General features: G+C 63.3%; 25 protein-coding genes and 1 pseudogene. 12 read left to right on the forward strand and 14 right to left on the reverse strand.

The genetic code is table 11. The annotated features are described in order from the left end of the window. Positions 1–36: 36 nt before the first annotated feature. Positions 37–483: pseudogene (locus ACTU6V_RS13415) on the forward strand (SCO6880 family protein); the annotation flags it as partial. A 51-nt stretch (positions 484–534) separates the two neighbouring features. On the opposite strand, the gene ACTU6V_RS13420 reads toward ACTU6V_RS13415, so the two are convergent. After that, the gene (locus ACTU6V_RS13420) at positions 535–2256 is read right to left on the reverse strand and encodes a hypothetical protein (protein ID WP_443475841.1); all 1722 of its coding nucleotides are present in this window, start codon (positions 2254–2256) and stop codon (positions 535–537) included. A 136-nt stretch (positions 2257–2392) separates the two neighbouring features. On the opposite strand from ACTU6V_RS13420, the gene ACTU6V_RS13425 reads away from it, so the two are divergent. From ACTU6V_RS13425 to ACTU6V_RS13435, 3 genes are all read left to right on the forward strand, one after another. Further along, positions 2393–3175: a hypothetical protein gene (locus ACTU6V_RS13425; protein WP_443475842.1), complete on the forward strand. Its 783-nt coding sequence runs from the start codon at positions 2393–2395 to the stop codon at positions 3173–3175. Further along, positions 3172–4659, forward strand: coding sequence for a VirB4 family type IV secretion system protein (locus ACTU6V_RS13430; protein ID WP_443475843.1), 1488 nt, complete (start codon positions 3172–3174; stop codon positions 4657–4659). Before ACTU6V_RS13425 ends, ACTU6V_RS13430 begins: the two co-directional genes overlap by 4 nt. Before the next feature lie 122 nt (positions 4660–4781). Further along, positions 4782–5861: a TY-Chap2 family putative peptide chaperone gene (locus ACTU6V_RS13435; protein ID WP_443475844.1), complete on the forward strand. Its 1080-nt coding sequence runs from the start codon at positions 4782–4784 to the stop codon at positions 5859–5861. A gap of 50 nt (positions 5862–5911) precedes the next feature. Here ACTU6V_RS13435 and ACTU6V_RS13440 read toward each other — a convergent pair whose 3' ends face one another. Next, positions 5912–6220 (reverse strand): hypothetical protein, encoded by a 309-nt coding sequence (locus ACTU6V_RS13440; protein ID WP_443475845.1) that lies wholly within the window; start codon positions 6218–6220, stop codon positions 5912–5914. A gap of 480 nt (positions 6221–6700) precedes the next feature. On the opposite strand from ACTU6V_RS13440, the gene ACTU6V_RS13445 reads away from it, so the two are divergent. From ACTU6V_RS13445 to ACTU6V_RS13460, 4 genes are all read left to right on the forward strand, one after another. Beyond that, on the forward strand, positions 6701–7225 hold the full coding sequence (locus ACTU6V_RS13445; RefSeq protein WP_443475846.1) for a hypothetical protein: 525 nt from the start codon (positions 6701–6703) through the stop codon (positions 7223–7225). Then, positions 7222–9000: a type IV secretory system conjugative DNA transfer family protein gene (locus tag ACTU6V_RS13450; RefSeq protein WP_443475847.1), complete on the forward strand. Its 1779-nt coding sequence runs from the start codon at positions 7222–7224 to the stop codon at positions 8998–9000. The genes ACTU6V_RS13445 and ACTU6V_RS13450 overlap by 4 nt, the downstream gene beginning before the upstream one ends. An 83-nt stretch (positions 9001–9083) precedes the next feature. Further along, entirely contained in the window at positions 9084–9542 is a 459-nt protein-coding gene (locus ACTU6V_RS13455) for a single-stranded DNA-binding protein (protein WP_443475848.1), read from the forward strand. Between the two features lie 20 nt (positions 9543–9562). Beyond that, positions 9563–10129 carry a hypothetical protein gene (locus ACTU6V_RS13460; RefSeq protein WP_443475849.1) on the forward strand — a complete coding sequence of 189 codons (567 nt, stop codon included), beginning with the start codon at positions 9563–9565 and terminating at the stop codon, positions 10127–10129. A 6-nt stretch (positions 10130–10135) separates the two neighbouring features. Here the strand turns inward: ACTU6V_RS13460 and ACTU6V_RS13465 are convergent, their stop codons facing one another. After that, a complete protein-coding gene (locus ACTU6V_RS13465; RefSeq protein WP_443475850.1) occupies positions 10136–10501 on the reverse strand; it encodes a sulfate permease in 366 nt (121 codons plus the stop codon). A 195-nt stretch (positions 10502–10696) separates the two neighbouring features. On the opposite strand from ACTU6V_RS13465, the gene ACTU6V_RS13470 reads away from it, so the two are divergent. After that, positions 10697–11680 carry a DNA-processing protein DprA gene (locus tag ACTU6V_RS13470; protein WP_443475851.1) on the forward strand — a complete coding sequence of 328 codons (984 nt, stop codon included), beginning with the start codon at positions 10697–10699 and terminating at the stop codon, positions 11678–11680. Between the two features lie 3 nt (positions 11681–11683). On the opposite strand, the gene ACTU6V_RS13475 is transcribed toward ACTU6V_RS13470, so the two are convergent. The 6 genes from ACTU6V_RS13475 to nrdH form a co-directional block, all read right to left on the reverse strand. Further along, positions 11684–11959 (reverse strand): excisionase family DNA-binding protein, encoded by a 276-nt coding sequence (locus ACTU6V_RS13475; RefSeq protein WP_443475896.1) that lies wholly within the window; start codon positions 11957–11959, stop codon positions 11684–11686. Continuing rightward, positions 11949–13229: a tyrosine-type recombinase/integrase gene (locus ACTU6V_RS13480; protein ID WP_443475852.1), complete on the reverse strand. Its 1281-nt coding sequence runs from the start codon at positions 13227–13229 to the stop codon at positions 11949–11951. The genes ACTU6V_RS13475 and ACTU6V_RS13480 overlap by 11 nt, the downstream gene beginning before the upstream one ends. Positions 13230–13592: 363 nt before the next feature. Further along, complete coding sequence (gene nrdF / locus ACTU6V_RS13485; RefSeq protein ID WP_443469050.1) at positions 13593–14570, reverse strand: class 1b ribonucleoside-diphosphate reductase subunit beta; 978 nt, start codon at positions 14568–14570, stop codon at positions 13593–13595. A gap of 27 nt (positions 14571–14597) precedes the next feature. Continuing rightward, positions 14598–16733 carry a class 1b ribonucleoside-diphosphate reductase subunit alpha gene (nrdE, locus tag ACTU6V_RS13490; RefSeq protein ID WP_443475897.1) on the reverse strand — a complete coding sequence of 712 codons (2136 nt, stop codon included), beginning with the start codon at positions 16731–16733 and terminating at the stop codon, positions 14598–14600. A 5-nt stretch (positions 16734–16738) separates the two neighbouring features. Continuing rightward, complete coding sequence (gene nrdI, locus ACTU6V_RS13495; RefSeq protein ID WP_443469051.1) at positions 16739–17188, reverse strand: class Ib ribonucleoside-diphosphate reductase assembly flavoprotein NrdI; 450 nt, start codon at positions 17186–17188, stop codon at positions 16739–16741. Positions 17189–17222: 34 nt separating this feature from the next. Then, the gene (gene nrdH / locus ACTU6V_RS13500) at positions 17223–17456 is read right to left on the reverse strand and encodes a glutaredoxin-like protein NrdH (protein ID WP_443469052.1); all 234 of its coding nucleotides are present in this window, start codon (positions 17454–17456) and stop codon (positions 17223–17225) included. A 351-nt stretch (positions 17457–17807) separates the two neighbouring features. Here nrdH and ACTU6V_RS13505 point away from each other — a divergent pair, with 351 nt between their 5' ends. Both ACTU6V_RS13505 and ACTU6V_RS13510 read left to right on the forward strand, forming a co-directional pair. Continuing rightward, the gene (locus ACTU6V_RS13505) at positions 17808–18563 is read left to right on the forward strand and encodes an alpha/beta fold hydrolase (RefSeq protein ID WP_443475853.1); all 756 of its coding nucleotides are present in this window, start codon (positions 17808–17810) and stop codon (positions 18561–18563) included. Beyond that, on the forward strand, positions 18560–19714 hold the full coding sequence (locus ACTU6V_RS13510; protein ID WP_443475854.1) for an acyl-CoA dehydrogenase family protein: 1155 nt from the start codon (positions 18560–18562) through the stop codon (positions 19712–19714). The genes ACTU6V_RS13505 and ACTU6V_RS13510 overlap by 4 nt, the downstream gene beginning before the upstream one ends. On the opposite strand, the gene ACTU6V_RS13515 is transcribed toward ACTU6V_RS13510, so the two are convergent. Then, complete coding sequence (locus ACTU6V_RS13515) at positions 19715–19987, reverse strand: metal-sensitive transcriptional regulator (RefSeq protein WP_417510873.1); 273 nt, start codon at positions 19985–19987, stop codon at positions 19715–19717. Between the two features lie 56 nt (positions 19988–20043). On the opposite strand from ACTU6V_RS13515, the gene ACTU6V_RS13520 reads away from it, so the two are divergent. Beyond that, a complete protein-coding gene (locus ACTU6V_RS13520) occupies positions 20044–21321 on the forward strand; it encodes a DUF445 domain-containing protein (RefSeq protein ID WP_443469055.1) in 1278 nt (425 codons plus the stop codon). Positions 21322–21324: 3 nt separating this feature from the next. Here the strand turns inward: ACTU6V_RS13520 and ACTU6V_RS13525 are convergent, their stop codons facing one another. The 4 genes from ACTU6V_RS13525 to hutH form a co-directional block, all read right to left on the reverse strand. Beyond that, complete coding sequence (locus ACTU6V_RS13525) at positions 21325–22230, reverse strand: arginase family protein (RefSeq protein ID WP_443475855.1); 906 nt, start codon at positions 22228–22230, stop codon at positions 21325–21327. A gap of 109 nt (positions 22231–22339) precedes the next feature. Beyond that, complete coding sequence (gene hutI / locus ACTU6V_RS13530) at positions 22340–23494, reverse strand: imidazolonepropionase (protein WP_443475856.1); 1155 nt, start codon at positions 23492–23494, stop codon at positions 22340–22342. A 10-nt stretch (positions 23495–23504) separates the two neighbouring features. After that, positions 23505–25148 carry a urocanate hydratase gene (gene hutU, locus ACTU6V_RS13535; RefSeq protein WP_443475857.1) on the reverse strand — a complete coding sequence of 548 codons (1644 nt, stop codon included), beginning with the start codon at positions 25146–25148 and terminating at the stop codon, positions 23505–23507. Further along, a complete protein-coding gene (gene hutH / locus ACTU6V_RS13540) occupies positions 25145–26689 on the reverse strand; it encodes a histidine ammonia-lyase (protein WP_443469059.1) in 1545 nt (514 codons plus the stop codon). The genes hutU and hutH overlap by 4 nt, the downstream gene beginning before the upstream one ends. Between the last annotated feature and the right edge of the window lie 49 nt (positions 26690–26738).

Genomic DNA, 26738 nt, shown 5'->3' on the forward strand with positions numbered 1-26738 from the left:
CACAGCGTTGGAGTCAACTAAACCGTCAGCAGTCCCGTGTTGTGGATCTCGGAGTGGCCCCGCTCGATGGTCTATCCCGGCTTCTTGGCACCGGTGCTCTTGTCGTCAGGGATCCAGCGATCCTTCTCTCTGCTGTGCACTCCGATGCGCTCTGACCAGGCTGCGCGCGACATCCGTAAGAAGAAAACGGAGTACATCTCAGATGCAGCCCAACGCCAACGCATCGGTCAGATTGAGGATGCCTCGCAAACCGCGGAGTTTCAGGATGTTCTCCAGCAGGAGGCCGACCTCACCGCAGGGCACGGCATCTTGCGCTACACCGGGCTCATATCGGTCTCCGCACGAACAGCTGACGAACTCGACGCCGCCGTCGCCGCCATCGAACAGGCCGCAATTCAAGCTTCATGCGAGACGCGCCTCCTCGTCGGCCAGCAGGCCCAGGCCTTCACCGCCGCTGCGCTGCCACTCTGCCGCGTTGTGTAACTCGTCGAGCTAAGGACAAAGTTGATTGACTGCGAAGCTGGCGCGCATTACCTACTCAGACAAGATCGAGTTCTCCTCAGCTGCGCGATCCCGTGCGCCTTCAATCCTGAGTTGGTTTGCCGTCACACTTTGCACCCCGTCTTCGACAACAGCAGCGAAGTTGTCGATCTGCTCATCGTCAGCCGCAGAGGGGAACATCCAGGTGATGTCCTTCCGATCAGTAGCGACGCTGATCGTCGACCGTACGTTGTCGGCTTGGTTACGGCGAGGTCTTACGTACCGGACTTCGTTCAACGGGAACACGGCCCCCAGTTCACCCTCCCGCAGCAGAGCGCGCGGAGACGCTGTGACAATCCGCTGGTCTGTGACAGCTACAAACGTGCTGGAGGCGAACTTGTCCACGATCGCAGCCGCCCTGCCTGAAGCCAAAGCATCCCACGATGCGTCAACCCGCCTTGCAAGTACCGCTGGTACGAGCGCCGCGAGGGTGCCTCCAGCCTCGTGCGGAAACGCAATACCCTGAAGGACTTCCGTGTCTTCCATAAACCATCGAAGTATCTGGAGGTAGGGGTCAAGGTCAAAATCTTCCGGAGCGCACACGACATCGGGAGTACTCGGCTTGTCAACAGGTGGATACATGATGTTCGCAACCGGTTCAATGGCTTCGAGTAGCTGCGCGCATGTCAGCTGCGAGGCCTTGGCATCTTTTCGTTTCTTTGTGAGCGGCATAGTCGCGCGGCCTGGAAGCTCAGCGATAATCCTTAGCTCGCGCACTAGCTCCTTGGTCAGGCTCGCGATCTCATCACGCGCGGCCTGGATCTCGATCGGAGTGTCCCGAGTAATACGCTCAAATAGCTGGGCCTCGCTCTCGTCGTCCGCACTTCGCGTTCTCGCCCGTACTGCCTTGATCGCTTGATACTCCGCGTATGCCTTCAGAGAGCTGAGTAACGAATACGTGTCGAACACCATTGCCTCAGCATTGGACTCCAGATATTGGCGTCGTGGGCGCCCGTTGAGCTTGCCAAGCTCCTGAACGTAACCAGCGACGTTCCTTCGATAGAGCTTCATTTGCTTTCGCAAAGACGGATAGCTCGCCGCGATTGAGTCCCACACGGAATCGGGCACAGCTTCAATACTCCGTGCATGGTCGGCTGCTTCATCAACAGCCTCAACTAATGCTTCAAGCTCTGACCATTGCTCATTTCGGATCGATTTCAGAGTCTGGGTGGTCAGCGCAATATTTGTACGCACGAGACCTGAAATCTCGCCAAGCTGCATCTGAAGCGCAAGCATGGCAACAGCCGGGCCAATAGCCGCGATGGCCGTCGCGGCAGTCATCGAAGCGGGGATGAAGCGTGCCTGGGCGACCAACTCTCCGTTCTTGAAGATTGCTCCGAGCTTTGCACCGTCCTTTGCAGCCAGCTTGCCCCCACTCTGGAGCAAGGACAACGTTGCGTCATTGACTCGGTATAGCCCTTGCGCGCTAGAAATAGCCTCGGCGACATTGCCAGCCACGGTCCCGATGTTCCCTATCGTCCCCAGCGCTGTGTTGAGTTGTGCTCTGTCGAGCGATGGAAGTAGATCAAGGTCGAATAGTTCTAGGCCCTCCGGGACCTCACCGAAGACAACGGCAATGCCTGGCGTCACCTCCACAAGAGTCGTGGACGTCGCACTTTCAAGCTCGGCAGCGCCTTCCGCCCGCGGGCTGTCTACGTCGTGCTGCGCCGCAGAGTCGTCATCGGTTTCACTGTGAGCTGCTGACGAGTCATCCATACCCGGTCATCCTCTCCCCGGTGGCTGAGTCGTAGCTATCACCGATTCACATCACAAGTATCGCAGGGAGTTACGACATCTCCTGAAGCGACGGTGCACCTGACTGTTGCCCGTAGCCATAACTCAGGAGGTCACCATGCCCACGTTCTACGATCCCGGAGCTGATGCCGAAGAAGCATCCAAAGCGCTGCGCGCGCTCGCCCACGCTACGCGCACGTTTGAGAGTCCGCAGGATTTGTACGGCATTCTCGGTGAACTGCTGTCAGGTGTGCGATCGCTCAAGCAGGTTCTCGATCAGCTTGCTGTGGCCCATGTCGAGAATCGTCCTCGCGCGTTTGACGACCACGGTGACCATGCCGCCGGATCCAGGGATGCTCTGGCCGCTGCCGACGAACTCCACCAGGCCGCGACCCTGACCGACCAGACAGAATTGCGACTCGACGTAGCTGCCGCAGCCGCGAGTCGCGTTGCTTGGCACGAAGCTCCAGGCGCCGACGCGCCTCCGGTTGTTCGATGGATCAGTGTCGTCTACCTGCACGGTCCAGAGGCAGATGAGGTTCTCGACATGATCGACACGGACGGTGCTCTCGCTGGGCTCAACCAGCTGAAGTACTGGGACTACGGTGACGAGACAACCAGCGCGGCGATGGAAAACGGATACGTCTACGATGCTCCACCAAGCGGGCCGCTTGAGCGTGAGGTACGAGATGGCGACTACCATCTCGCCTACAGCTACAGCTTCGAGCACGTCGCGCTGTATCGACTCCATGGGGTTGCACAAGCTGATCAACTACCCGATGACAATCGCACCCTTGGTGCTCCGTCAGCATCGGGCCGAACCCGCGGGCAACAGCGAACGTCGTGGTTCGAGCCCGCCAGCATCACGGCGATCAAGCTGCAGCGAGGTCTGGGACTATGAGCCACGATGATTCCGAGCGCCTGCACACCTCGGTCCTCGTCGCTCCAGCAGCTGAGAAGCGGCGCGTGCGTAAGCAGCGCAGTCAGGCTGCCGCGAAGTTGCAGGCTGAGCAGCAGAAGGCTGAGCGTCAGGCTGCCCGCGCAAAGTATGCCGCCGAATTGGCGGAGCGCCGGGCGACCACGTACCTCCCGGCAGCTGGAGAGTCGGGTCCTTCTCAGCTGCGTTCTCCCGGAAAGCTTCGCCTGCCGCGGCATCAGGACACCTCGGCAACCCTCGCTGGCGCGTACCCGTTCCTAGCCGAAGGCGGCCTCGGGCCTGACGGTGTTTTCGTTGGTCAGGATCTGTACTCCGGCGGGTCTTTCGTCTACGACCCATGGGTGCTCTATGCGCGCGGCCTCATCACTGCCCCGAACCTCGTGCTCGCGGGCATCGTCGGTTCTGGAAAATCCAGTCTGGCCAAAAGCCTCTACACGCGGTCGCTGCCGTTCGGCCGCCGCGTCTACGTTCCTGGCGACCCGAAGGGTGAGCACACCGCCGTAGCCGAAGCCGTCGGTGGCAAAGCAATCGTGCTCGGCCATGGACTCTCTACCCGCCTGAATCCTCTCGACGAGGGCTATCGGCCTGCAGGAATGAGTGAGGAGAGCTGGTCAGCCACCGTCGCAGCACGACGACGCGACCTCATCGGTGCACTCGCCGAGACGGTTCTGACACGACCGCTCACTCCGCTCGAACACACATCGATCGACACGGCGCTGACTGAGGTCGTGCGCAGCAACGACGTACCGATCCTTCCGATGGTCGTCGATCACATCCTTGCGCCGACGCCGGAAGCAGATCTCGATGGGCGTCTCGCCGAGGACGGACGTCTCGTCGGGCATGCGCTGCGGCGGTTGGTCTCGGGTGACCTCGCCGGGCTCTTCGATGGCCCGTCAACAGTCACGTTCGATCCGACACTGCCGATGATCTCGCTTGACCTGTCGCGAGTGACGGAGAACTCGACGTTGATGTCGGTGCTCATGACTTGTTCGTCGGCGTGGATGGAGTCCGCGCTCCTCGACCCGAACGGTGGTCAGCGCTGGTGTATCTACGACGAGGCGTGGCGTCTCATGTCGCATCCGGCGTTGCTGCGACGAATGGATGCTCACTGGCGACTAGCGCGACACTACGGGATCGCGAACATGCTCATTTTCCATAAGTTGACCGACCTGGAGAACGTCGGAGATCAAGGCTCCGCGATGCGCGCTCTGGCCAACAGCTTGCTTGCGAACGCCGAGACGCGGATCATCTACCGGCAGGAGTCTGATCAGCTCGGGGCAACTGCGAAAGCACTTGGACTTACCGGTACCGAGCAGAAGCTGCTGCCCGGGCTCGGTGTAGGCCAAGGGCTCTGGCGCATCAAGGACCGTTCCTTCGTTTGCCAACATCAGTTACATCCCAGAGAGCTGGAACTCTTCGATACCACCAGCCGCATGACCGGCTCATGACTCGACGCCAACCAAATGATGCCCTTCACCGCTCAGTGAAGCGCTGGCATGGCTGCTGGCGGACGCTGGGACGTTATGCTCGGCAGGGTCCACCGCTGGATTGACAGGGAGCTTTGTCGTCGATGATCCTCATTCACTTGGTCAGAACGCTCAAAGGAGCTCCGCTCGAACCGGTCGGGGTTTGGTGTATCGACGGCGACGACGGAGAGCCGCTCTATCCACCGGAGACAGCTAGGTACAAGGCCCGCGGCGAAAAGGCTCTTATGGATCGGCCGCTCCAGTCGTTGGAAGAGTGGGCGCGCTACAAGGAAGCCACCTCGTCGAACTGGAGCATTTATCGTCGACCGAGTTCGTTATTCGGGCCCGGCAACGAGCCAGATGCGCGGGAGGTCCTCCGCGACCTGCGCTCCTCCCACCAGGCGAAGCTCGCGCACTCGCGAGAAGCTGCATCGTCAATCAGGGCGAACAGCAGTCCGGAGGATTCTCACTTGAGCGCGGGGTGGGGAGCGAGCCGATACGCGCTCGCGCAATCCTGGTGGGTCGCGTCCGAACTCGCACGGCGCCATCCCGAGCTCGTCGTATACGAGATGCATCCTGGCGGAGGAATGTATGACGTCCTGTGCGTCGTTTCGACACAAGGCCTCTCCTCTGAGTCGGCACCCGACATCCCACGGGTCATGCTAAATCGGGTCGGAACACTGCAAGTTCACGAAGCTCAGAGCGCAGTGACCGTCGCGAGCTGGGCCGACGTCGTTGACGCGTGGTCACCGCACTCAGTGTTGAAGGAGCTTGAAATGGCCACAGGATGGGGATCTCCGTCGCCGACTCCTGCCACGACGTCACGAGTGCTGGTATACCGGTTCGTTGCGTCGGCCTTGACGATGCTGATGAACGACAGGCATCAGTGGGACGCCCGATCCGTCTTTCTCGACTCTTCGCACGGATGCCTTGTGAAGGACTACTTGACTCAGTTCCCCCACGCCCAGGAGGACCTGCGAGCGACTCCGCCTTTAGGTTTGCCTGGTGAACCGGAAAGCCACTTCTGGGCGCTCCAGCGCGACAGCGAGACGATGCTGGTGCTCTCCATTGAGGGACGAGTGTATGACAAATCTGGTGGAACGCATGACATCATGCCTATCTACCAGGCGCACGACCGAAAGCTCATTCCGTTCACCGCATCACTCCTTGCGAAGTGGCTGTAGCGCGACAAAACTAGCGCAGCTCTGGCAGCGGCAGAACCCAGATCATTCGGTCACCACTCACCACAGGTCGGACATTTCCCGTGCCGGTACCACCACCCCCCATCAAGCTGCTGTGTCCATGGCCAGTTGCAGTCATCGTGCATTGGGCTAAGCAGAACCTGGTGGATGCGTTCGGCGACGTGAGCACTGTACGGAGGCTCCGAATTCGCGAAATCGTCGAGGCGGGAGCGCTCCACGACCATGAAGTCGCCGGTTACCGCATCTTCGAGAACCAGATCCCCGTTCTCGAGAATAGTGACGTATTCTTCGGCGATGACGTCAATCTGCACACGATAGGTGCGGCCCGGCGACGCCGTCACCCTGGAACCATCCCAGCGAACTCGAGCCCGCCGACGAACTCGTCTGCGCTCCGATCTAGTCGAGTCACCTCATAACGACCACCCGGGACCGGCTCGCGCTGGTCATTCTTGACCCGCGCGGCGCTCCAAACGGGGATGGTGGGGAACGGACCAGTGCGCTCAAAGCCGCCACGCGTACCGGCGAGGAACCGCCACCGCGACCTTATTGCCATGCAGCACATGCTTCCCCGCAGAGCGTTATCGCTCAATTTTCTCGACACGCGACATCTCCCATGGCAGTAATGGCCAGCGCACACCGTCGGCTCCAGCGATTCTCGCACCTTCGTCAATCCGAAGAGTCAGCGATCGGTCGGGCGAATTGGTCTTGGCACCAGTGTCACCCGCGGAATGTCCTGATCGCCTGTCCTGCTGCGGGACACGCCAGGAAGAATCACGGGGTCGTGAGTAGGTATCTCGAGGACCGCGGCGCACCTGTGTTTTATGGGCAATCGCAGCACCAGAGACAACTCGTCCGAACCATCCGTCAACCTTCCTATCGCCAGCATCGGCATCGACGAACGCGGTGCGATGCGCGTCATCTACGACGGACGAGAGTTCCCGCCTCCGAGTCCGGATAGCGAATGGAGTCGGGCTCGGTTCGGCGAGTTGCTCGATGCGATCTCCGCTCACCGAACGCGCACCGTCCGAGTCGAAGTGCACGAGTTTGACGGGTCAGTCTTCACCGACATCATCCGAAAAGAACGCACCGCAGTCGAGGTAGAACAGCCCAGTGCGAAGCGGAGAGCGCGTCACTCTCCGACGCATCAGCTCGTCGAGATCACCGGATCCGGATTCATTCCTGGTGAAGACATCACTGTCGCGCTGTCAATCTCCAGCACTGAAGGGTCCGCTGACGGGAGCGCTCGTGGCCTCGTCGACCTGAGCGAGTCGGTGGATCACCGTTCAGAGGCCATACTCATCGGACGCGTATCGGGCGTAATCGTCTCGGCGCCGCTGCCGTCATGAGCGCTCCCCATCCGCAAGGCCGCGGCCTCGGAGATGAGCTAACCAATGCTTTGATGATCGCTCTCGTCGCTGTGTTCGGTATCGCCATCATCTTGCGAGCAGCCGGTTCGGTTACTGCGTTTCTCACTGGGACAGGTCAACCATCCGTCGACTTCGCCGGTGGGGTCAACGTGCTGTTTGACCCTTTAGACCCGGCCAATGCGCTCCAAGCACCTGAGCTGAACGCCGTCCTCTACTGGTCAATAGCGGTGACGATGCTGCTCATTATCGGCTGCACCATCGGGTGGGTATGGGCGCGGTGGCGTCGCCACGCGCGCGCGGTGGATGCCAACCCGCGCAAGCTCGCTGGCGCCGCGAACAGCCAAGAAGTCGCAGCCAACGTGTCCGCGAAGTCTCTCCTGCATCGAGCTGCCACCCTTCGTCCTTCACTGGAGCGGCCCACTCCCGAGGACGTGGGTTACTTGCTGGGCCGTTCACGTGGCAAGCAGATCTGGGCCAGCGTCGAAGACTCGATCCTTCTCATCGGGCCACCGCGCTCAGGCAAAGGTCTCCACATCGTCATCCCGGCAATCCTTGACGCACCGGGCGCAGTCGTAACGACGTCGACGAGGCCTGACAATCTCACCGCAACGCTCAGCGCTCGCGAGCGCCTCGGGCCGGTTGCCGTCTTCGATCCACAACGACTTGCCGAAGGTATCCCTGCCGGGCTGCGCTGGTCGCCTATACGCGGGTGCGAGGATCCGCTCACCGCGATGATCCGAGCAACCGGACTTGCCGCGGCCACCGAGTTGTCTTCGGGTGGCGTCGAAGGCGGAGGGTTTTGGGAGGGAAAGACGCGCATTGCGTTGCAGGCGCTCCTGCACGCTGCGGCACTCGACCATCGAAGCCCGACGGAGCTCTTTCGGTGGACGCTCGACCCATCGGCGGCGGCCGAGGCAGTCGCTATCTTGATCGGGTCACCATCCGCGGCAACGGGTTGGGCAGAGTCACTGGAGGCGATGCTCGATGCCGATCCACGCACGCGCGACAGCATCTGGCAAGGCGTGTCCCTTGCGCTATCAGCACTCGCCGACCCGAGGGTGCTCGATGCCGTCAGCCCGTCCGACGGTGAGCACTTCGACCCCGAGACGTTCATTCGCAGTCGCGGTACTCTCTATTTGCTTGCAACCGGTGCGGGTGCCGGGAACAGCTCTGCCCTAGTCGCTGCGTTCGTCGAAGACCTCGTCGAGACGGCCCGCCGCATGGCTGCACGATCACCGGGCGCGCGGCTTGACCCACCGTTACTGCTCGCACTCGATGAGATTGGAAACCTCGCACCGCTCCCCTCGCTCCCGACACTCATGGCAGAAGGTGGCGGTACGGGGATCACAACGATGCCCGTACTCCAGTCGCTCGCCCAGGCACGAGACAAGTGGTCAGAGAATCAAGCGGCCGCGATCTGGGATGCGAGCATCGCGAAGATCATCCTCGGCGGCGCCTCAAACTCACGCGACCTCCAGGACCTGTCCACGCTGATCGGCGAACGGGACGAGTTCACCGACTCGATCACACTCGGTGACTATGGTTCGCGCTCGAACCAGCGTTCCGTTCGTCGCGTCCCGATCTTGCCGCCCGACCGCATCCGCACCCTGCCTTTTGGTACCGGGGTCATCCTGCTTCGGTCGGCACCACCGATCATCACCGACCTGTATCCGTGGCCGAAGCGGGCCGACAGCCAGCAGCTCAAGACCGATCGCGCGGCGGTTGAGGCACTGCTGGAATGCCCCGCAAGGTAACGATGCACGCGCGGGAATCCACGCGCACCTTCCTGCTGCAGTGACCGAACAACGCCGGTCACCCGAGCAGACAGGAACAGAACATGTCGATCCACACACAAGAATCCGTCTCCGGTTTCGTTGCTTCAGACCCGAAGCTCACGTCCTCAGCAAACGGAAATCAGCGCCTCTATCTCCGATTCGGGCAAGAGCACTTCCGCCGTGAAGAAGACGGCGCCTTCACTCAGTTAGAGACGAGCTACCACCATCTCGTCATGTTTGGCCGTTCAGCCGAACTCGCGAGCGACCACTTCTCGAAAGGCGACAACTTTCTCGCCGAAGGATACCAACGCCCCGTGAGCTACGAGCGCGAAGGCCAGCCTGTGGAGAGCGAGGAGTTCGTGGCGAAGCGCATCGGTCATGACGCCGCACGCACCAGGTACGAGGTTGATCGTTCGCCACGCAAGAGCGCTGCACGCGATGGCGTTACTCACGAGCAGAATCGCGGGTTTGACCCTCGACCTCAGCGGACGACAAATGTCGCTCCTGCACTCGGCCTGTGAACAGGATCCAGGCCAGAATCATGAGCAAACACGACGCCCCCGATGAGAGGCCCGAGAGTCTGCACGACCAGTGGAACGAGGAAGATCTCGTTGCCGAACCGCCCCATCCGGTCAATTGGAATCTACTCACATCGCATGACCTTGAGCAGGAACTCTTCGAACTCAACCGGTGGGTGAACTGGCTTCGGCTGGAGTATGGGCTCCCGGCGTCGGTGATTCCGCCGTTCTGGCACCGACACCCGGAGCTGCTCTGGGGACTGTCAGCGCTCCATCTGCACTGGCTCTGCGCCTACGACGCGAATCAAGACGGCTCTGCCCCACTGGGCTGGCATCGAGACTTCGCCGACGCGCGACAGCGTCTCCGAGATTGGATCGCAGCAAGTGGCACACGACTCGATCGGGATCGTCCGACGCGACAGACCTTCTGGCCCGGTGAAGAGAGGACGGTCGAGATCGTCGAACAGGTCATCACTGACCGAGATGCCGACTTCGTGCAGTTCGTCATAGATCAGGTACAAGCGCGCGAGGCCGCTGAGGACGCGTTCTTCGCAAATATCGATGATCACACGGGCGAGGTTCGCGACTGAGCAGGTCTATCGGCTGAGCGCCACAGCGCGCTCCTCGGTCAATTCGCGCGACTCGACCGCCCTTCGGGCGGCCGCTTCGTGATGTCGCGCGCGGAGCAAAAGCACCACACTGACCGGGCCCATCACTACGAACTTCATCGCGTTCCACAGACAGATCAGGATGATGAGATTCAGCCATCCAGGTCCACCTTGGCCGACCAGAGTCGAGCACCAATTGGCGACCATCAGGTAGGGCACGGCGACGAACATCGCGGGCACACCCCACTTCAGCCCTTGCCGTCTGCGGATAAGGGCGAGAAGGATGTTGGTCGGCATGCAACGCTGCATCAACGCGCGAACGTAGATGCTCAGGATCCAAATTGAACGAATCATGGCAGAACCTCTCGATATACATGCTTCTCCATGGAGGAGGAGGCGACATATATCGATTTCCCATGAGGGCCACCCCGAAGGGCCTACTAGTTTGTGGACGTGCCTCATCTTCCAATGTACGCCTGCCAGTGAGGAACCGAAAGGGGCCGTCGCCGCGCACCTCCTGAGAGAAATCACTCTCCGAAGGAGGCAGCCATGCCCGCTCTCTCTGATCTGGCCAAGGACGACCGGGCCGCTCGCGTGATGCTGGCCATGGTCAGCAGCCCCAACGATGCCCTCACCAGGAACCTGCTGGAGAGGGTGAGCGCAGTCGAGCTGATCACACTGGCCGATGGCGACGGGCCGGTGCCCGGCATGGATCGAGTTGAGGCTGCGGTGTGGCGAGAACATCTGCATACAGCTGCCGCACCAGAGCACCTCGCCGCCCGGATGGCCGAGGCAAGCAGCTTTCGTGTGATTATCCCGAGCGATCCCGACTGGCCAACGGCGCTTAACGATCTCGGCCAGCGTGCCCCGTACGCCCTGTGGGCGAAGGGGCGCACGGAATTGCTTACTCAGCCGCTCCCGCAGCGAATCACCGTCACGGGTGCCCGCGCCGACACCGCATACGGTGCGCACGTCACCGACGAACTCTGCGGAGATCTAACTCGGAGCGGTAAAACGCTGGTCGCAGGGGCCGCATACGGAATTGAGGCGTCCGTGCACCGCGCCGCGCTCATGCGGGATGCGAGCACGGTTGCGGTACTCGCATCTGGCGTCAACCGCCCATACCCCGCGGGCCACACTGACCTCATCGATCGCATTGCGCGTGAGGGGCTGCTGTTGTCCGAGGTGCCACCGTCGGTGGCACCAACTCGCCAGCGGTTCATCGACCGATCACGCATCCTTGCCGCGCTGTCGAGCACGACGATCATCGTTGAAGCAGGATCCCGGTCGGGTTCGTTGCATACGGCCACAGAGGCTGCGCAGCTCGGCCGCCTCGTCGGCGCAGTCCCCGGGCCTGTGACGAGCACCGCAAGCACGGGAACTAACCTGCTTCTTCAACGCGGTCACGCCCGCGTCATCACCACTGGGGCCGACATCGTGCGAATGCTTGAGGACGAGACGAGCGCCCCCGAGCGGAGTGTTATCCGCGAGGGGGCGCTGCATGCTGTCTCACCCAAAAGCCGGGCGCTGTAACTCCTACCTTGTTGTGGGAATCTCTACCATCAGACTCCGCCGCAGCTCGTCGAGATCAACGCGGATGAGTCGGCCGACCCGATATCCGCGGACGGTACCGTCAGAGATTCGCCGTCTGATGGTCTTAACCGAGACGCCCAGGTTCTCGGCCGCGACCGCCAATGAAACCAACGCAGATTCGGGTGCCTCAGATCGAGTTCGAGCAGCCATGGTGGTACCTCCCTGTAAGCGAATGAGTGTCACTCCACAGGTGTCCCTGGCTGTCCTGTTAGGTCTCATCACCGACTTCGTCCTCCTTCTGCGATCGGACGATGCTCGCGCTGACACGGTCACTCATACGGTCGGCCAGCTCCCGGTCACGGCTCATCGTGGCGTGCTGATAACGCAACACGATGTGGATGTCAGCGTGACCGCCGCGTCTCATCAGCTCCGCGAGCGTTGCCCCCTCTTGCGCGAAGATCGTGAGCCCTGTGTGCCGCAGGTCGTGGAACCTGAAGCGGTGGGGCAGCCCGTCAACTCCGTCTCTCACGTCAGCCCAGATATATCCCCACCGGGTATTCGACAGCGGGATACTCCCCCGCCGGTCTGCAGGAAGCACCGGAGCCTTTGCTTCGGACGCAACGTAGTTCTCCAAGTGTTGCTGCAGTCGATCAATCATGAGCTTCGGGATGCTGAGGGATCGCCTGCCAGCCTCACTCTTCAGGTCGGTGTAGCCACCGGTGTTGGCGTTGAGCTGGCGCCGAACGTGCAGCGTGGCGCTTCCGTCGTCGTGCCACTCGATGTCACGACGTTGCAGGCCGAGGCACTCACCTCGGCGCAGTTGACACCATGCCGCGAGCAGCACCGCGATAGCCCACTGATCTGGAACCGCCTCGTACAGTGCTTCAACCTGCATGGGCGTCGCAACGTCTTCACCCGCGTCGTGGTCTGCGTCGTGCCGCACCGACTCTTGCCGCGGCACCGACACATTCGGTGCGGCCGGGATGATGCCGTCTCGCGCGGCCTGCCGCAGGATCATCATGAGCACGATGAGCACCGGCCGAGTGATGCCGTTGAACTTCGATTTTGGGTTCAGCGGCGCGGGGATCTGGTCCAGCCGATCCGTCATCACCTTGATGCGGGCGGCGTCGATCTCGCGCACCGGAGTGTTTCTGAACTCTGGAACGAGATAGCCGGTGACCTTCCCCTGGTACGAGCGCACCGTCCCAACCGCCCGCTTCTTCCCGCTGCGATTAGGTTCGGTACGGATCATTTCAAGCCAACGTGCGGAGTACTCCTCGAAGCCCAACGACTGCGCCTGTTCGATTGCCAGCTCGGCTTCAAGTCTGGCCGCGGTCTCCTCCGACGGCTCCCACAGCCCCCGCGCCATCTTCGACTGCACCCCGGCAAGCCAGGTGCGGGCATCCGTTTTGGTGAGGAAGGTGAGCGGCCTGTCTTGATCGGTTCTGGCCGTGTAAGTCGTTCCGTCAGGTCCTGGGTATCGGGCTTGCCAGCGGCCGGAAGGGAGCTTGCGCAGGCTCCCCCAATTCTCGCGTTTGGTGCTTCTCATGATGCCCTCCCATGGACTCGAACGGACGCTGGTGGACCGTCGTGCCACTTCGTGCCACTCGACCTCGCGACTCTCCAAAAACCGCATGCTTCCGCGGATCTCCGGGGGGTGACTCGATCGTCTGTGGCACGAAGTGGCACGGCTTGGGCGGTGCAGCAACTGCAAATTCCGGTCCCTGCCTCGCCTCCCTTCCATGTGGAAGGTGCGCGCGTGCCCCCTACGTGCCTTTCTGGATGGGTATTCCTGTTCATTTCTGTCCTCCTCCGTCTTTCAACTGGGAGCACGAAAAACGCCCCTGATCTGCGACAATTCGCGGATCAGGGGCGTGATCAGGTATTTACCTGGGGCCTCTAAGGAGAAGTCTTAGAAGTCCCAGTCGTCGTCTTCGGTCGCCTCTGCCTTGCCGATGACGTACGACGAACCCGATCCCGAGAAGAAGTCGTGGTTCTCGTCGGCGTTCGGCGAGAGCGCCGACAGGATCGCCGGGTTCACGTTCGTCACGGTCGAGGGGAACATGGCCTCGTAGCCGAGGTTCATCAGCGCCTTGTTGGCGTTGTAGTGCAGGAACTTCTTGACGTCCTCGGTCAGACCGACGCCGTCGTAGAGATCCTGCGTGTACTGCACCTCGTTGTCGTAGAGCTCGAACAGCAGGTTGAAGGTGTAATCCTTCAGCTCCTGACGGCGCTCCTCGGTCTCGTTCTCGAGGCCCTTCTGATACTTGTAGCCGATGTAGTAGCCGTGCACGGCCTCGTCACGAATGATGAGACGGATCAGGTCGGCGGTGTTGGTCAACTTCGCCTTGGACGACCAGTAGATCGGCAGGTAGAAGCCCGAGTAGAACAGGAACGACTCCAGCAGAGTCGATGCCACCTTGCGCTTGAGCGGGTCATCACCCTGGTAGTAATCCATGATGATCTGAGCCTTCTTCTGAAGGTTCACGTTCTCTGTCGACCACCGGAACGCCTCATCGATCTCCTTGGTCGACGCAAGGGTCGAGAAGATCGAGGAGTAGCTCTTGGCGTGCACCGACTCCATGAAGGCGATGTTGGTGTACACCGCCTCTTCGTGGGGGGTGATCGCGTCGGGAATCAGCGATACCGCGCCGACCGTGCCCTGAATCGTGTCGAGCAGGGTCAGCCCGGTGAACACGCGCATCGTGAGCAGCTGCTCTTCGGGAGTCAGCGTGTTCCACGACTGCACGTCGTTCGACAGCGGCACCTTCTCGGGCAGCCAGAAGTTGTTCACCAGACGGTTCCAGACCTCGAGGTCCTTGTCGTCCTGGATGCGGTTCCAGTTGATCGCCTGAACGTGGTCGACCAGCTTGAGCGATTCGGGTGTCATCATCGTTCCTGTTCTAAGAAATCCGGATCAGAGCATGCAGCTGACGCACTCGGACATGTCAGTGCCCTCGAGCGCCATCTGGCGAAGACGGATGTAGTAGATCGTCTTGATGCCCTTGCGCCATGCGTAGATCTGCGCCTTGTTGATGTCGCGGGTCGTGGCGGTGTCCTTGAAGAACAGCGTCAGCGACAGGCCCTGGTCAACGTGCTGCGTGGCAGCGGCGTAGGTGTCGATGACCTTCTCGTAGCCGATCTCGTACGCGTCCTGGTAATACTCGAGGTTGTCGTTCGTCATGAACGGCGCCGGGTAGTAGACGCGCCCGAGCTTGCCTTCCTTGCGGATCTCGACCTTCGACGCGATCGGGTGGATCGAACTCGTCGAGTTGTTGATGTACGAGATCGATCCGGTCGGCGGCACAGCCTGCAGGTTCTGGTTGTAGATGCCGTGCTTCTGGATGCTGTCCTTCAGCAGGGTCCAGTCAGCCTGAGTCGGGATGCTGTGGCCGACAAAAAGGTCCTTGACCTTCTCGGTCGCAGGCACCCAGGCCTGGTCGATGTACTTGTCGAAGAACTCACCGGAGGCGTACGTCGAGTCCTCGAACCCGTCGAAGGCCACGCCGCGCTCGATTGCGAGCTTGTTCGATGCCTGCAGCGCGTGGAACAGCACCGTGTAGAAGTAGATGTTCGTGAAGTCGATGCCCTCTTCGGATCCGTAGTGCACGTGCTCGCGCGCCAGGTAGCCGTGCAGGTTCATCTGGCCCAGGCCGATCGCGTGCGAACGGTCGTTGCCGTCCTCGATCGAGCGGACCGAGGAGATGTGGCTCTGGTTGCTCACCGCGGTGAGACCGCGGATCGCGGTCTCGACGGTCGCGCCGAGGTTTCCGCCGTCCATCGCCAGGGCAATGTTCATCGAGCCGAGGTTGCAGGAGATGTCCTTGCCGATCTCGTTGTACGAGAGGTCTTCGTTGTACGTCGTCGGCGTGTTCACCTGCAGGATCTCGCTGCAGAGGTTCGACATGTTGATGCGGCCCTTGATCGGGTTGGCCTTGTTCACCGTGTCTTCGAACATGATGTACGGGTAGCCCGACTCGAACTGGATCTCGGCGAGAGTCTGGAAGAACTCTCGTGCGTTGATCTTCGTCTTCTTGATGCGCGGGTCGTTGACCATCTCGCGGTACTTCTCGGTCACCGAGATGTCACCGAAGGGCACGCCGTAGACCTTCTCGACGTCATACGGCGAGAACAGGTACATGTCTTCGCCGTTCTTGGCGAGCTCGAACGTGATGTCGGGAACGACGACACCGAGCGAGAGGGTCTTGATGCGGATCTTCTCGTCAGCGTTCTCACGCTTGGTGTCGAGGAAGCGCATGATGTCGGGGTGGTGCGCACTGAGGTACACCGCACCGGCCCCCTGACGAGCACCCAGCTGATTCGCGTAGCTGAAGCTGTCTTCGAGAAGCTTCATCACAGGGATGATTCCGCTGGACTGGTTCTCGATCTGCTTGATCGGTGCGCCGGACTCGCGGATGTTCGACAGCAGCAGCGCCACGCCACCGCCGCGCTTGGACAGCTGCAGCGAAGAGTTGATGCCGCGCGAGATCGATTCCATGTTGTCTTCGATGCGCAGCAGGAAGCAGCTGACGAGCTCGCCGCGCTGTGCCTTGCCTGAGTTGAGGAAGGTCGGCGTCGCAGGCTGGAATCGGCCAGAGATGATCTCTTCGACGAGGTCGATGGCAACCTGCTCATCACCGTCGGCAAGTCCGAGAGCGGTCATCACCACGCGCTCTTCGAAGCGCTCCAGGTAGCGCTTTCCGTCGAACGTCTTCAGCGTGTAGCTGGTGTAGTACTTGAACGCGCCGAGGAAGGTCTCGAAGCGGAACTTCTTCGAGTACGCCAGTTCGGTGAGCTTCTTGATGAACTCGAACGAGTACTTCTCAAGAAGCTCGCCCTCGTAGTACTCCTTCTCGACCAGGTAGTCGAGACGCTCCTTGAGGGAGTGGAAGAACACCGTGTTCTGATTGACGTGCTGCAGGAAGAACTCCCGCGCCGCGCGCTTGTCGGCGTCGAACTGGATCTTTCCGTTCGCGTCGTAGAGGTTCAGCATCGCGTTGAGCGCGTGATAGTCAAGACCCTCGTATGCGGGATTGGCTTTGAACTCCACCATCTCGGTCACGGTCTGCTCGTCAATTGCAGTGTCCACCATCGTTCCAATCCGTCGCTCACGCGATCAACGTCTTCTTGCGTGCCGAAAACTTCAAGCCGGTACAAGTGCGGCACATGACACTTGCGGCTGATGATGTCGCCGGCAAGGCAGAATGCCTCGCCGAAGTTGGAGTTGCCTGCGGAGATGACCCCGCGGATGTTGCGCCGGTTGCGCTCATCGTTGAGGAACCGGATCACCTGCTTGGGGACGGCCCCTTTTTCCTCGCCTCGACCCTGCCCTCCCCCATAGGTGGGAGTGACAAGGACGAACGGCTGGTCGACGACGAGCGGATCTTCTGTTCTATACAGCGGGATGCGCTCGGCCGGAAGACCGACCTTCTCGATGAACCTGGCCGTGTTGCCCGAGGTGCTGGAGAAAAAGACCAGGAGCGGCGCAGCCGTTGCGATGGTACGCATGATTCACCCCGCTCCCTGAGCGCCGTCGAAGGGTTCAGACCAGACGGGCTGCGAGCTCGTCGATCTTGTCGGGACGGAACCCCGACCAGTGCCCCTCGTCGGTGACGACGACAGGTGCCTGCATGTACCCGAGAGCTTTGACCTGCTCGAGCGCCGAAGCGTCTTCAGAGAGGTCGTGGATCTCGTACTCGAGACCCTTCGCATCAAGCGCGCGATAGGTCGCATTGCACTGCACGCACGAAGGCTTGGTGTAGACCGTGATCGACATTGCTATCCCCCTCAGGACTAGGTTTCTCCCGGTAGACCTCACCGGGATCTCAATACTACATATAGGTACGGACATTGAGGTTGACCACAAGGGCTAGTAGTTACATCCGTGTAGTTTTCCACCGTTCTCCACCGGTTACAACACAGGTTGTCCACCATTTCATCCACAGCCGAGGGGTCAATATAGAGCCTGTCGAAGCGCATGATCTCGCGGTTCTCGCAGGCCCCTCAGAAATCCATCCACAGGTTGGACGCTACGCCGGGGTTCGGACATTCGATTCCCTGTGGAAAACACCCCTCGGCGTGTCGCGGGCGTGTCGCATGCGACCGGTTCGCCTCGTAGTCTGAAGGGGTGACCGTCGTGACGCTCCCCCGCCTCTCGTGGGGCGATCCTGCCTCCCAGAAGACCGCTCTGCTCGTGCACGGACTCGGCTCCTCAGGCGCTCTCATGTGGGCGCTCGGCGATGCCCTTGCGAATGCGGGGTGGCATGCGTCCGCGATCGACCTCCGTGGGCACGGCAACGCCCCACGTGCGCTCGATTACACCGTCGGCGCCTACGCCTCGGATCTCGCGCTGGCCTCCCCCGACCGCGGCGGCTCCTGGGATGCTGTCATCGGACACTCTCTGGGCGGAGCAGCGAGCACGGTGGCCGCGGCATCCGACCCGGGGTGGACGAAACGCCTCATCCTCCTCGACCCGGCGATCGTTGTGGACGGCCGCGATGCGCAGATCGTGCGCCGCAGCCAGGAGCGCGCGTTCACGGACAATCGGATCGAGGTCGTGCAGGACGAGCATCCGCACTGGCATCCGCAGGACCATGATCTCAAGGTCGACGCGGTCACCCGCGGCAGCCGCTGGGCCGTCGAGCAGACCAGCGCGCAGAACGACCCCTGGGACGTGCGCGCAGATGCCGCGCGGCTGAGCATCCCCACCCACGTCATCGGCGCCGATCCCGAGGTCTACAGCCTCTTCACGGGAGACGTCGCAGATGAAGTGCTCGCGGCGAACGACAACATCTCGATGTCGATCGTCCATGGTGCCGGCCACTCACCGCACCGCGACCTGCCAGAAGAGACCATCCGCCAGCTGTTGGAGGCAGTGTCATGAGTTTCGATCCCGCCGCGTATCTCCCCGACGACCTGCTCGAGCGCATTCGCGAGCGCGCGCCGATCCACGACCGGGAGAACACCTTCCCCGAACAGGACCTCGCCGAGCTGCGGGATGCCGGATATCTGAGCATCCTCGTCCCGTCCGAGCGCGGCGGCGCCGGCCTCGGACTCGAACAGGCCGCGATCCTTCAGCAGCGCCTGGCCGGGGCATCCCCCGCCACTGCCCTTGCGATCAACATGCATCTGGTCTGGACCGGAGTCGCGAAGGTGTTCAGCGACCGAGGCGTGCCGGGACTCGAATTCGTGCAGGCTGGTGCGGTCGCGGGAGAAGTCTTCGCGTTCGGGATCAGCGAGGGAGGCAACGACCTGGTGCTGTTCGACAGCACTACGGATGCTGTGCCCCAGGCCGATGGCTCTTACGCATTCACGGGAACGAAGATCTTCACCTCACTCGCACCGGTGTGGACCAAGCTCGGCCTGCACGGACTGGACACCACGAGCGAAGATGCGCCGAAGCTCGTATTCGCGTTCATCGAGCGCACGGATGCGGTCACCACCAGCGATGACTGGGACACCCTGGGAATGCGCGGCACGCAGAGTCGCACCACGAGGCTCGACGGCGCCACCGCTCCCGCCTCGCAGATCGTGCGTCGCATCGACCCCGGCCCATCGCCGGATCCGATCATCTTCGGCATCTTCAGCGTGTTCGAGCTGCTGCTCGCCTCGGTCTACACCGGCATCGCCCACCGCGCGATCGAGCTCGCGGTCCAGACGGTGCAGAAGCGCACGTCGAAGAAGACCGGGCTCGCCTATGGCCAGGATCCCGACATCCGGTGGCGCATCGCGGATATGAGCCTCACCTATGACGCCCTGCCACCGCAGATCACCGCCCTCGCGCGTGATGTCGACGAGCGTGCCGACCATGGAGCTCGCTGGTTCACGCTGCTCTCCGGCACGAAGCACCGCGCTGTCGTGATGGCCAAGCATGTCGTCGACCAGGCGATCCTCACGGCCGGCGGCGGGTCGTACTTCTCGTCGAACGAGCTCTCCAGGCTCTACCGCGACGTGCTGGCGGGAATGTTCCACCCCTCCGACCCGGAGTCCGCGCACTCCACGGCGGCGAGCGCGCTGCTGGGACCTGTGGGCTGACTACTTCCGCTCGAAGTCGAAGGCCTTCAGCAGTTCGTCGACAGCCTGCTCCCGCTCGTCTCCGCCCTGCTCGAACATGTGCGTGACGTGCGTGCGCAGGTGGTTCTCCAGAAGCAGGCGGTTCAGTGATTCCAGAGACTTTTGAATGGCGCGGGACTGCGTGATGATGTCCATGCAGTACTCCTCGCCCTCGATCATGCGGGCAACCCCGCGCAGCTGACCCTCGAGGATGCTCGTGCGATGCAGCGCGCGCTTCTTGATGTCTTCGATCACGTTCCGAGAGTACCCTTCGACGGGCTCGGGGACCGAGTGCGTGCGAGGATGACCGTATGCCGCGCACTCCGATGGCCCTGCTGTCCCCCGCTGACCAGGAGCGTCTGCGCGCGCTGCGCGTGATGAAGGCGATCGCGCTCGGCGCGCTCATCTTCATGGCGATCGCATTCGTCATCGCGTTCTGGATGCAGGGGCGCTACCCCTGGCTCGCGTACGTTCGCGCCGCTGCCGAAGGCGGCATGGTCGGTGCCCTCGCCGACTGGTTCGCGGTCACGGCGCTGTTCCGCCGCCCGCTGGGACTGCCGATCCCGCACACGGCGATCATTCCGAACCGTAAGGACGAGATCGGGCGCACGCTCGGCGAGTTCGTCGAGACGAACTTCCTCGCCGCCGACGTGGTTCGCACGAAACTAGCATCGACGGCGATCGCGCAGCGGGCCGGCGAATGGCTGCGCGAGAAGCCGCATGCCCAGCGGGTCGCAGCCGAGGGCTCTGCCATCGCGACCGGTGTGCTCAACGCCCTCAGCGACGACGATGTGCGCGACCTCATCGCAGACCTTGCCCGTGAGCATCTCGTGCAGCCCGAGTGGGGCACACCGGCCGGAGCATGGCTGGAGAAGATCGTGGAGTCCGGCGCACACCGCGGCGCGGTCGATCTGGCAGCGGACAGCATCTCGACGTGGCTGGTCGCCAACGCCGATGCCTTCTCCGGCCTCGTCTCGCGGCGGCTGCCCGGATGGGTTCCCAAGCTCGCCCACCGCTTCGTCGATGACACGGTCTACCACGAGGCGATCAAGTTCGTGGATGCCGTGCGCGCCGATCCGCAGCATCCGGCCCGCCTCGCGATCGACGGATACCTCGGCCGCCTCGCCGGCAACCTGCAGAACGACCCGGTCACCAGGCGCAAGCTCGAGAACGCGAAAGAGACGCTCTTCGACAGCCCCCGCGTCGGCGCCCTGGCTGCTGAAGCGTGGAACACCGCGAAGAACGGTCTGATCCGTGCGCTCGCCGACCCCGAGAGCAGCCTGCGGGTTCGCGCCGTGCAGGCCATCGAAGAAGTCGGCGAACGGCTCACGACGGATGCCGCTCTGCAGCGCCGGGTGGATTCATGGGTGTCCGACGCGGCTGTCTTCCTCGTGGACCGCTACCGGCACGACATCGCGTCCATCATCACCGACACCGTCGAGCGGTGGGACCCCGCAGAGACCACCGAGAAGATCGAGCTCATGGTCGGTCGCGACCTGCAGTACATCCGACTCAACGGCACCGTCGTCGGTGCTCTCGCAGGGCTGGCGATCTTCACGATCGCTCACGCGGTGATCCCCGGCATCTGAATCTCAGCGTGCGGCGAGCCCCGCCAGCAGCTCGAGAACGCACAGTGCCGCCAAGCGCACGGTACGCTCATCCTCGGTGTCTGCCGTCGCATCGACCTCTGCGATGTCCGCGCTGACGATGCGCGGGTCCCGGGCGAGCGAGCGCACCAGGGCGCGCAGCTCGAATGCGGCGAGGCCCCCGGGAACACTTGCCGGGCAGCCGGGCACGATGGCTCTGTCCGCCGCATCGACGTCGACATCCAGGTGGATGCGTGCCACGTCGCCCGCGCCTGCGAGCCCTATTGCTTCGGTCACGACGTCCGGGATGCCGCGATGACGGAGCTCGTCGAGAGTGATGACCCGGATGCCCCATTCCGCCGCCCGGCGGGCGTATGCAGCGGAATTCGCGAAGTCGGCGATCCCGATCTGCACGATGCGCGCCGGGTCAATGCGCTCGCTCACCGGGGCGTCTTCGACGAGCCGGCGGACCGGCGAGCCGTTCGAGACTCCGTCGCGCAGGTCGAAGTGCGCGTCGATCGTGATGAGTCCGCTCGCTGCGGCACCGCGTGCCACGGGGTAGGTGAGGGAGTTGTCCCCGCCAAGAGCGATGACGAACGCGTCTGCCGCCGAGAGCTCGGCCACCCGCGCCACTGTCGCAGCGATGCCGTCGTCCCCATCGGGCTCGGCGATATCACCGGCATCCGTAATGCGCAGCACCTCGTTGAGGTCCAGGACAGGTGGCCCCATCAGCGTCGCGCTGTACCGGCGCAACGCCGCGCGAATCGCGGCGGGCGTCGCGTGAGCGCCGGTCGGTGAGAGCGAGGTGCGCCACGTCGGCACGCCCAGCAGCACAACATCCGTCTGTTGTGTGCTGTCGAACTCCTCCCAGCCGCCGGCCCGCGGCCACAGCTCATCAACCGACAGCGTCATCCTCGGCCTCCGTTTCGCGCCGCTATTTCGCACCTCGCGCTGCTGTTCGCTGTTCGCGCTGCAGATACTTCCGCCGCGCGAACAGGTTTTGACAGCGCGAACCACCGGCTCATGCCAGAACCCCGTCCTTCCAGACGCTGTGCACGAGAGGAACCCCTGGCCGGTAGGACAGGTGCACGTGACTGGGGGCATCCAGCAGCACGAGATCGGCCCGAGCCCCCGGTGCGATGATGCCGATATCGTCGCGCCGCAGCGCTGCTGCTCCTCCTGCTGTCGCTGCCCGCAACGCCTCGACCGGTGTCATCCCCATGTCGCGCACGGCGACGGCGATGCAGAACGGCATGGAGGACGTGAAGCTTGACCCAGGGTTCGTGTCGCACGCCAGCGCGACGGTGACCCCGGCGTCGATGAGCCGGCGCGCGTCGGGATAGGGCTGGCGCGTGGAGAACTCCACTCCGGGCAGCAGCGTCAGCACCGTATCTGACGCGGCGAGCGCCTCAATGTCTTCATCGCTCAGATACGTGCCGTGATCGACGGATGCCGCGCCCAGCTCGATAGCCATGCGCACCCCACCGCTCTGGCCGAGCTGACCGGCATGAACGCGCGGCATCAGCCCGCGGGCGGTTCCCGCTTCGAGCACTCGCCGGGACTGCTCGACGGTAAACGCGCCGGTCTCGCAGAACACATCGATCCACCGGGCGTGTGGAGCACAGGCATCCAACATCGGCCCCGTGACGAGATCGACGTAGCCGTCGGGATCGTCTGCATATTCTGCAGGCACCACATGCGCGCCGAGGAATGTCACCTCATCGGTCTCCTCGGCGGCCAACCGCACCAGGCGCTGCTCGGTCTCGATATCGAGGCCGTATCCGCTCTTGACCTCGACGGTCGTCGTTCCCTGCGCGCGCATCTCCGCGATGAACGCGCGAAGCCTCGCCCGGAGCTCGTCCTCGCTCGCGGCCCTCGTCGCCGCAACGGTCGAGCGAATGCCACCGGCGGCATACTTCTCCCCCGCCATGCGCGCTTCGAACTCTGCAGCACGATCGCCGCCGAAGACGATGTGGCTGTGGCTGTCCACGAATCCGGGGATCACGGCTCGGCCGTCGGCATCGATCTCCGCGAAGCCTGCGGGGTCCGCGGGGACGGCGTCGGCCGATCCGACCCAGGCGATGCGCCCATCCGCCATGAGAACGGCGGCGTCGCGGAGCATCCCCGCATCCGTGTTCGTCGTCAGCTCGCCGATGTTCGTGATCAGAGTGCACATGTGCTCATCCTCACAGCATCGGAACCTTCAGTCCACGCTCGCGGGCAACCTCGCGGGCACGCTCATATCCGGCATCCACGTGTCGCATGACACCTGTGCCGGGGTCGTTCGTGAGCACGCGCTCGAGCTTCTCCGCTGCGAGAGCCGTGCCGTCCGCGACGGTGACCTGACCGGCGTGGATGCTGCGACCGATCCCGACTCCGCCACCGTGATGCAGTGACACCCATGACGCCCCTGACGCGGTGTTCAGCAATGCGTTCAGCAGCGGCCAATCGGCGATCGCATCCGAGCCGTCGGCCATCGCCTCGGTCTCGCGGTAGGGAGAGGCGACGGACCCGGCGTCCAGGTGGTCGCGGCCGATCACGATCGGCGCCTTCAACTCACCGGATGCGACCATCTCGTTGAACTTGAGCCCTGCAAGGTGGCGTTCTTTGTACCCGAGCCAGCAGATGCGGGCCGGCAGCCCTTCGAAGTGCACCTTCTCGGCAGCCTGGTCGAGCCAGCGGTGCAGCGCGGCATCCTCGGGGAAGAGCTCTTTGACCGCTCGATCGGTGGCCGCGATGTCGGCCGGGTCGCCAGAGAGCGCCACCCACCGGAACGGCCCCTTGCCCTCGGCGAACAGCGGGCGGATGTACGCCGGCACGAACCCGGGGAAGGCGAAGGCGCGCTCGAATCCGCCGAGCTCGGCCTCACGCCGGATGGAGTTTCCGTAGTCGAAGACGGCCGCTCCCACATCCTGGAACCCGACCATCGCGCCGACGTGTGCGGCCATCGACGCACGCGCCAGGCGCGTGAAGTCCTCCGGGTCGCGTTCCGCTTCCGCCTCCCAGTCCGCCACCGAAACGCCCTGGGGCAGGTACGCAAGCGGATCATGCGCGCTGGTCTGATCCGTGACGATATCGATCGGGATGCCACGGCGCAGGAGCTCAGGGAAGACATCGGCGGCATTGCCGACGACTCCGACGGAGAGCGCCTCGCCGGCGTCTCTGGCGGCGAGGACATCGGCCACGGCAGCATCGAGATCTACCGTGTAGCGGTCGAGGTAGCCGTGCTCCACGCGGCGTGAGAGCCGGGTCTCATCGACATCGACGATGAGGACTGCTCCCCCATTCATGGTGACGGCCAGCGGCTGCGCCCCGCCCATGCCGCCCGCACCCGCGGTGAGAGTGAGAGTACCGGCCAGCGACGTTCGAGAGAGCGAGCGGGCGACGGCAGCGAAGGTCTCGTACGTGCCCTGCAGGATGCCCTGCGTGCCGATGTAGATCCACGAGCCGGCAGTCATCTGTCCGTACATCGTCAGACCGAGAGACTCGAGTCTGCGGAACTCGGGCCACGTCGCCCAGTCGCCGACGAGGTTGGAGTTCGCGATCAGCACGCGGGGCGCCCACTCGTGCGTGCGGAACACGCCGACCGGCTTCCCCGACTGCACGAGCAGAGTCTCGTCGGGTTCGAGTTCGTCGAGCGTGCGGACGATCGCGTCGTACGCCTCCCAGCTGCGCGCCGCCTTGCCGGTGCCGCCGTAGACGACCAGGTCCTCCGGATGCTCGGCCACCTGCGGATCGAGGTTGTTCATCAGCATCCGCTTGGCGGCTTCAGCACCCCAGCTCTTGGCCGTGCGCTCGGCTCCGCGGGCGGCGTGGATCGTGCGGGTCATGAGTTCTCCTCGGCAGTGGCGGATGACGAAGCAGCGCGGGCGATGGCGCCCGATCGGACGAGTTCGGTGACAGCTTCGATCTCGGGCGAGAGGAAGCGGTCGGGCCCTGGGCCGCCGGCGACCGTGCGCACGAGGTCGCGGACCGCGCCGGTGGCTGGGCCCGCTTCAAGTGGTGCGCGCAGGTCGAGCGCGAGAGCGCCGGTGATCACTTCGATCGCGAGCACGCGGGTGAGCCCATCGATCGCGCGCCGGAGTTTTCGTGCGGCGGCCCACCCCATCGAGACGTGGTCCTCCTGCATGGCTGAGGAGGGAATCGAGTCGACGGATGCCGGAACAGCCAGTCGCTTCAGCTCAGAGACGATCCCGGCCGCGGCGTACTGCGCGATCATGAGCCCGGAGTCGACGCCGACCTCATGCGCGAGGAACGGCGCGAGCCCGCGGTTTCGAGCCGGGTCGAGCGCACGATCCGTGCGGCGCTCGGAAACGGATGCCACGTCGGCGACCGAGATCGCCAGGAAGTCGAGTACCGCAGCGATCGGTGCGCCGTGGAAGTTTCCGTTGGATTCGATGCGGCCGTCCACGGTCACGACGGGGTTGTCGATGACGCTCGCGAGTTCGCGCGATGCGATCGTCGCCGCGTGCGCCATGGTGTCGCGGGCCGCGCCATGCACCTGGGGCGAGCAGCGGAGCGAGTAGGCGTCCTGCACACGCCCGTCCTCTGGACCGCGGTGGCTGGCGACCAGCGGAGAGCCTGCGAGGAAGGCCCGGATGTGCGCCGCGGACACCGCCTGCCCATCCTGAGGACGCAGTGCCATGAGGTCTGCGGCGAAGACGGCGTCCGTGCCGAGCTGGCTCTCCACCGACATGGCCGCCGCGAGATCGGCCGTCGTGAGGAGGATCTCAAGATCGTGGAGGGCGAGCAGCAGCATCCCGAGCATTCCATCGGTGCCGTTGATGAGCGCGAGTCCCTCCTTCTCTTCGAGGACGAGAGGTTCGATTCCCGCTCCCGCCAGGGCCTCGGATGCCGCGATGCTCGCACCATCGACCCGCACGTCACTTTCGCCCATCGCAGCGAGCGCGATATGCGCGAGCGGTGCGAGGTCACCGGAGCACCCGAGCGAACCGTACTCCCGCACGATCGGGGTGATTGCGGCGTTGAGCATCGCCGCGTAGGTCTCGACGACGACGGGGCGCACTCCTGTGCGTCCGGAGGCGAGCGTCTGCAGGCGCAGAAGCTGCAGCGCCCGAACGACTTCGGTCTCTACTTCTGCGCCGGTTCCTGCGGCATGCGAGCGGATCAGGCTGGCCTGCAGCTGGCGGCGGCGCTCCGGGGCGATGAAGGTCGTCGCAAGCGCGCCGAAACCCGTAGAGACGCCGTAATGCGGGTTCGGGTCGGCGGCGAGGGCGTCGATGACGCCGCGGGTTTCGGCGATGCGATCGAGGACTTCGTCGGTGAGCAGGATCTGTGCACCGTCGCGCGCGACCGCGACGACCTCGGCAGGGCTGAGGGAGTCAGCGCCGATGCGAACGGGAATGGGCATGTCTTGATTCCACACCCGCCAGGTCGCGGTCAACAGTCGCGCATGAGAT

The sequence above is a fragment of the Microbacterium zouquanmingi genome, from assembly GCF_052266675.1.
Taxonomy (GTDB): Bacteria; Actinomycetota; Actinomycetes; order Actinomycetales; family Microbacteriaceae; genus Microbacterium.

Excerpts from the sequence above, each read along its gene's own strand:
- ACTU6V_RS13420 (WP_443475841.1), bottom strand. The coding sequence starts at position 2,256 with ATGGATGACTCGTCAGCAGCTCACAGTGAAACCGATGACGACTCTGCG.
- ACTU6V_RS13425 (WP_443475842.1), top strand. The coding sequence starts at position 2,393 with ATGCCCACGTTCTACGATCCCGGAGCTGATGCCGAAGAAGCATCCAAA.
- ACTU6V_RS13430 (WP_443475843.1), top strand. The coding sequence starts at position 3,172 with ATGAGCCACGATGATTCCGAGCGCCTGCACACCTCGGTCCTCGTCGCT.
- ACTU6V_RS13435 (WP_443475844.1), top strand. The coding sequence starts at position 4,782 with ATGATCCTCATTCACTTGGTCAGAACGCTCAAAGGAGCTCCGCTCGAA.
- ACTU6V_RS13445 (WP_443475846.1), top strand. The coding sequence starts at position 6,701 with ATGGGCAATCGCAGCACCAGAGACAACTCGTCCGAACCATCCGTCAAC.
- ACTU6V_RS13450 (WP_443475847.1), top strand. The coding sequence starts at position 7,222 with ATGAGCGCTCCCCATCCGCAAGGCCGCGGCCTCGGAGATGAGCTAACC.
- ACTU6V_RS13455 (WP_443475848.1), top strand. The coding sequence starts at position 9,084 with ATGTCGATCCACACACAAGAATCCGTCTCCGGTTTCGTTGCTTCAGAC.
- ACTU6V_RS13460 (WP_443475849.1), top strand. The coding sequence starts at position 9,563 with ATGAGCAAACACGACGCCCCCGATGAGAGGCCCGAGAGTCTGCACGAC.
- ACTU6V_RS13465 (WP_443475850.1), bottom strand. The coding sequence starts at position 10,501 with ATGATTCGTTCAATTTGGATCCTGAGCATCTACGTTCGCGCGTTGATG.
- ACTU6V_RS13470 (WP_443475851.1), top strand. The coding sequence starts at position 10,697 with ATGCCCGCTCTCTCTGATCTGGCCAAGGACGACCGGGCCGCTCGCGTG.
- ACTU6V_RS13475 (WP_443475896.1), bottom strand. The coding sequence starts at position 11,959 with ATGAGACCTAACAGGACAGCCAGGGACACCTGTGGAGTGACACTCATT.
- ACTU6V_RS13480 (WP_443475852.1), bottom strand. The coding sequence starts at position 13,229 with ATGAGAAGCACCAAACGCGAGAATTGGGGGAGCCTGCGCAAGCTCCCT.
- nrdF (WP_443469050.1), bottom strand. The coding sequence starts at position 14,570 with ATGACACCCGAATCGCTCAAGCTGGTCGACCACGTTCAGGCGATCAAC.
- nrdE (WP_443475897.1), bottom strand. The coding sequence starts at position 16,733 with ATGGTGGAGTTCAAAGCCAATCCCGCATACGAGGGTCTTGACTATCAC.
- nrdI (WP_443469051.1), bottom strand. The coding sequence starts at position 17,188 with ATGCGTACCATCGCAACGGCTGCGCCGCTCCTGGTCTTTTTCTCCAGC.
- nrdH (WP_443469052.1), bottom strand. The coding sequence starts at position 17,456 with ATGTCGATCACGGTCTACACCAAGCCTTCGTGCGTGCAGTGCAATGCG.
- ACTU6V_RS13510 (WP_443475854.1), top strand. The coding sequence starts at position 18,560 with ATGAGTTTCGATCCCGCCGCGTATCTCCCCGACGACCTGCTCGAGCGC.
- ACTU6V_RS13520 (WP_443469055.1), top strand. The coding sequence starts at position 20,044 with ATGCCGCGCACTCCGATGGCCCTGCTGTCCCCCGCTGACCAGGAGCGT.
- ACTU6V_RS13525 (WP_443475855.1), bottom strand. The coding sequence starts at position 22,230 with ATGACGCTGTCGGTTGATGAGCTGTGGCCGCGGGCCGGCGGCTGGGAG.
- hutI (WP_443475856.1), bottom strand. The coding sequence starts at position 23,494 with ATGTGCACTCTGATCACGAACATCGGCGAGCTGACGACGAACACGGAT.
- hutU (WP_443475857.1), bottom strand. The coding sequence starts at position 25,148 with ATGACCCGCACGATCCACGCCGCCCGCGGAGCCGAGCGCACGGCCAAG.
- hutH (WP_443469059.1), bottom strand. The coding sequence starts at position 26,689 with ATGCCCATTCCCGTTCGCATCGGCGCTGACTCCCTCAGCCCTGCCGAG.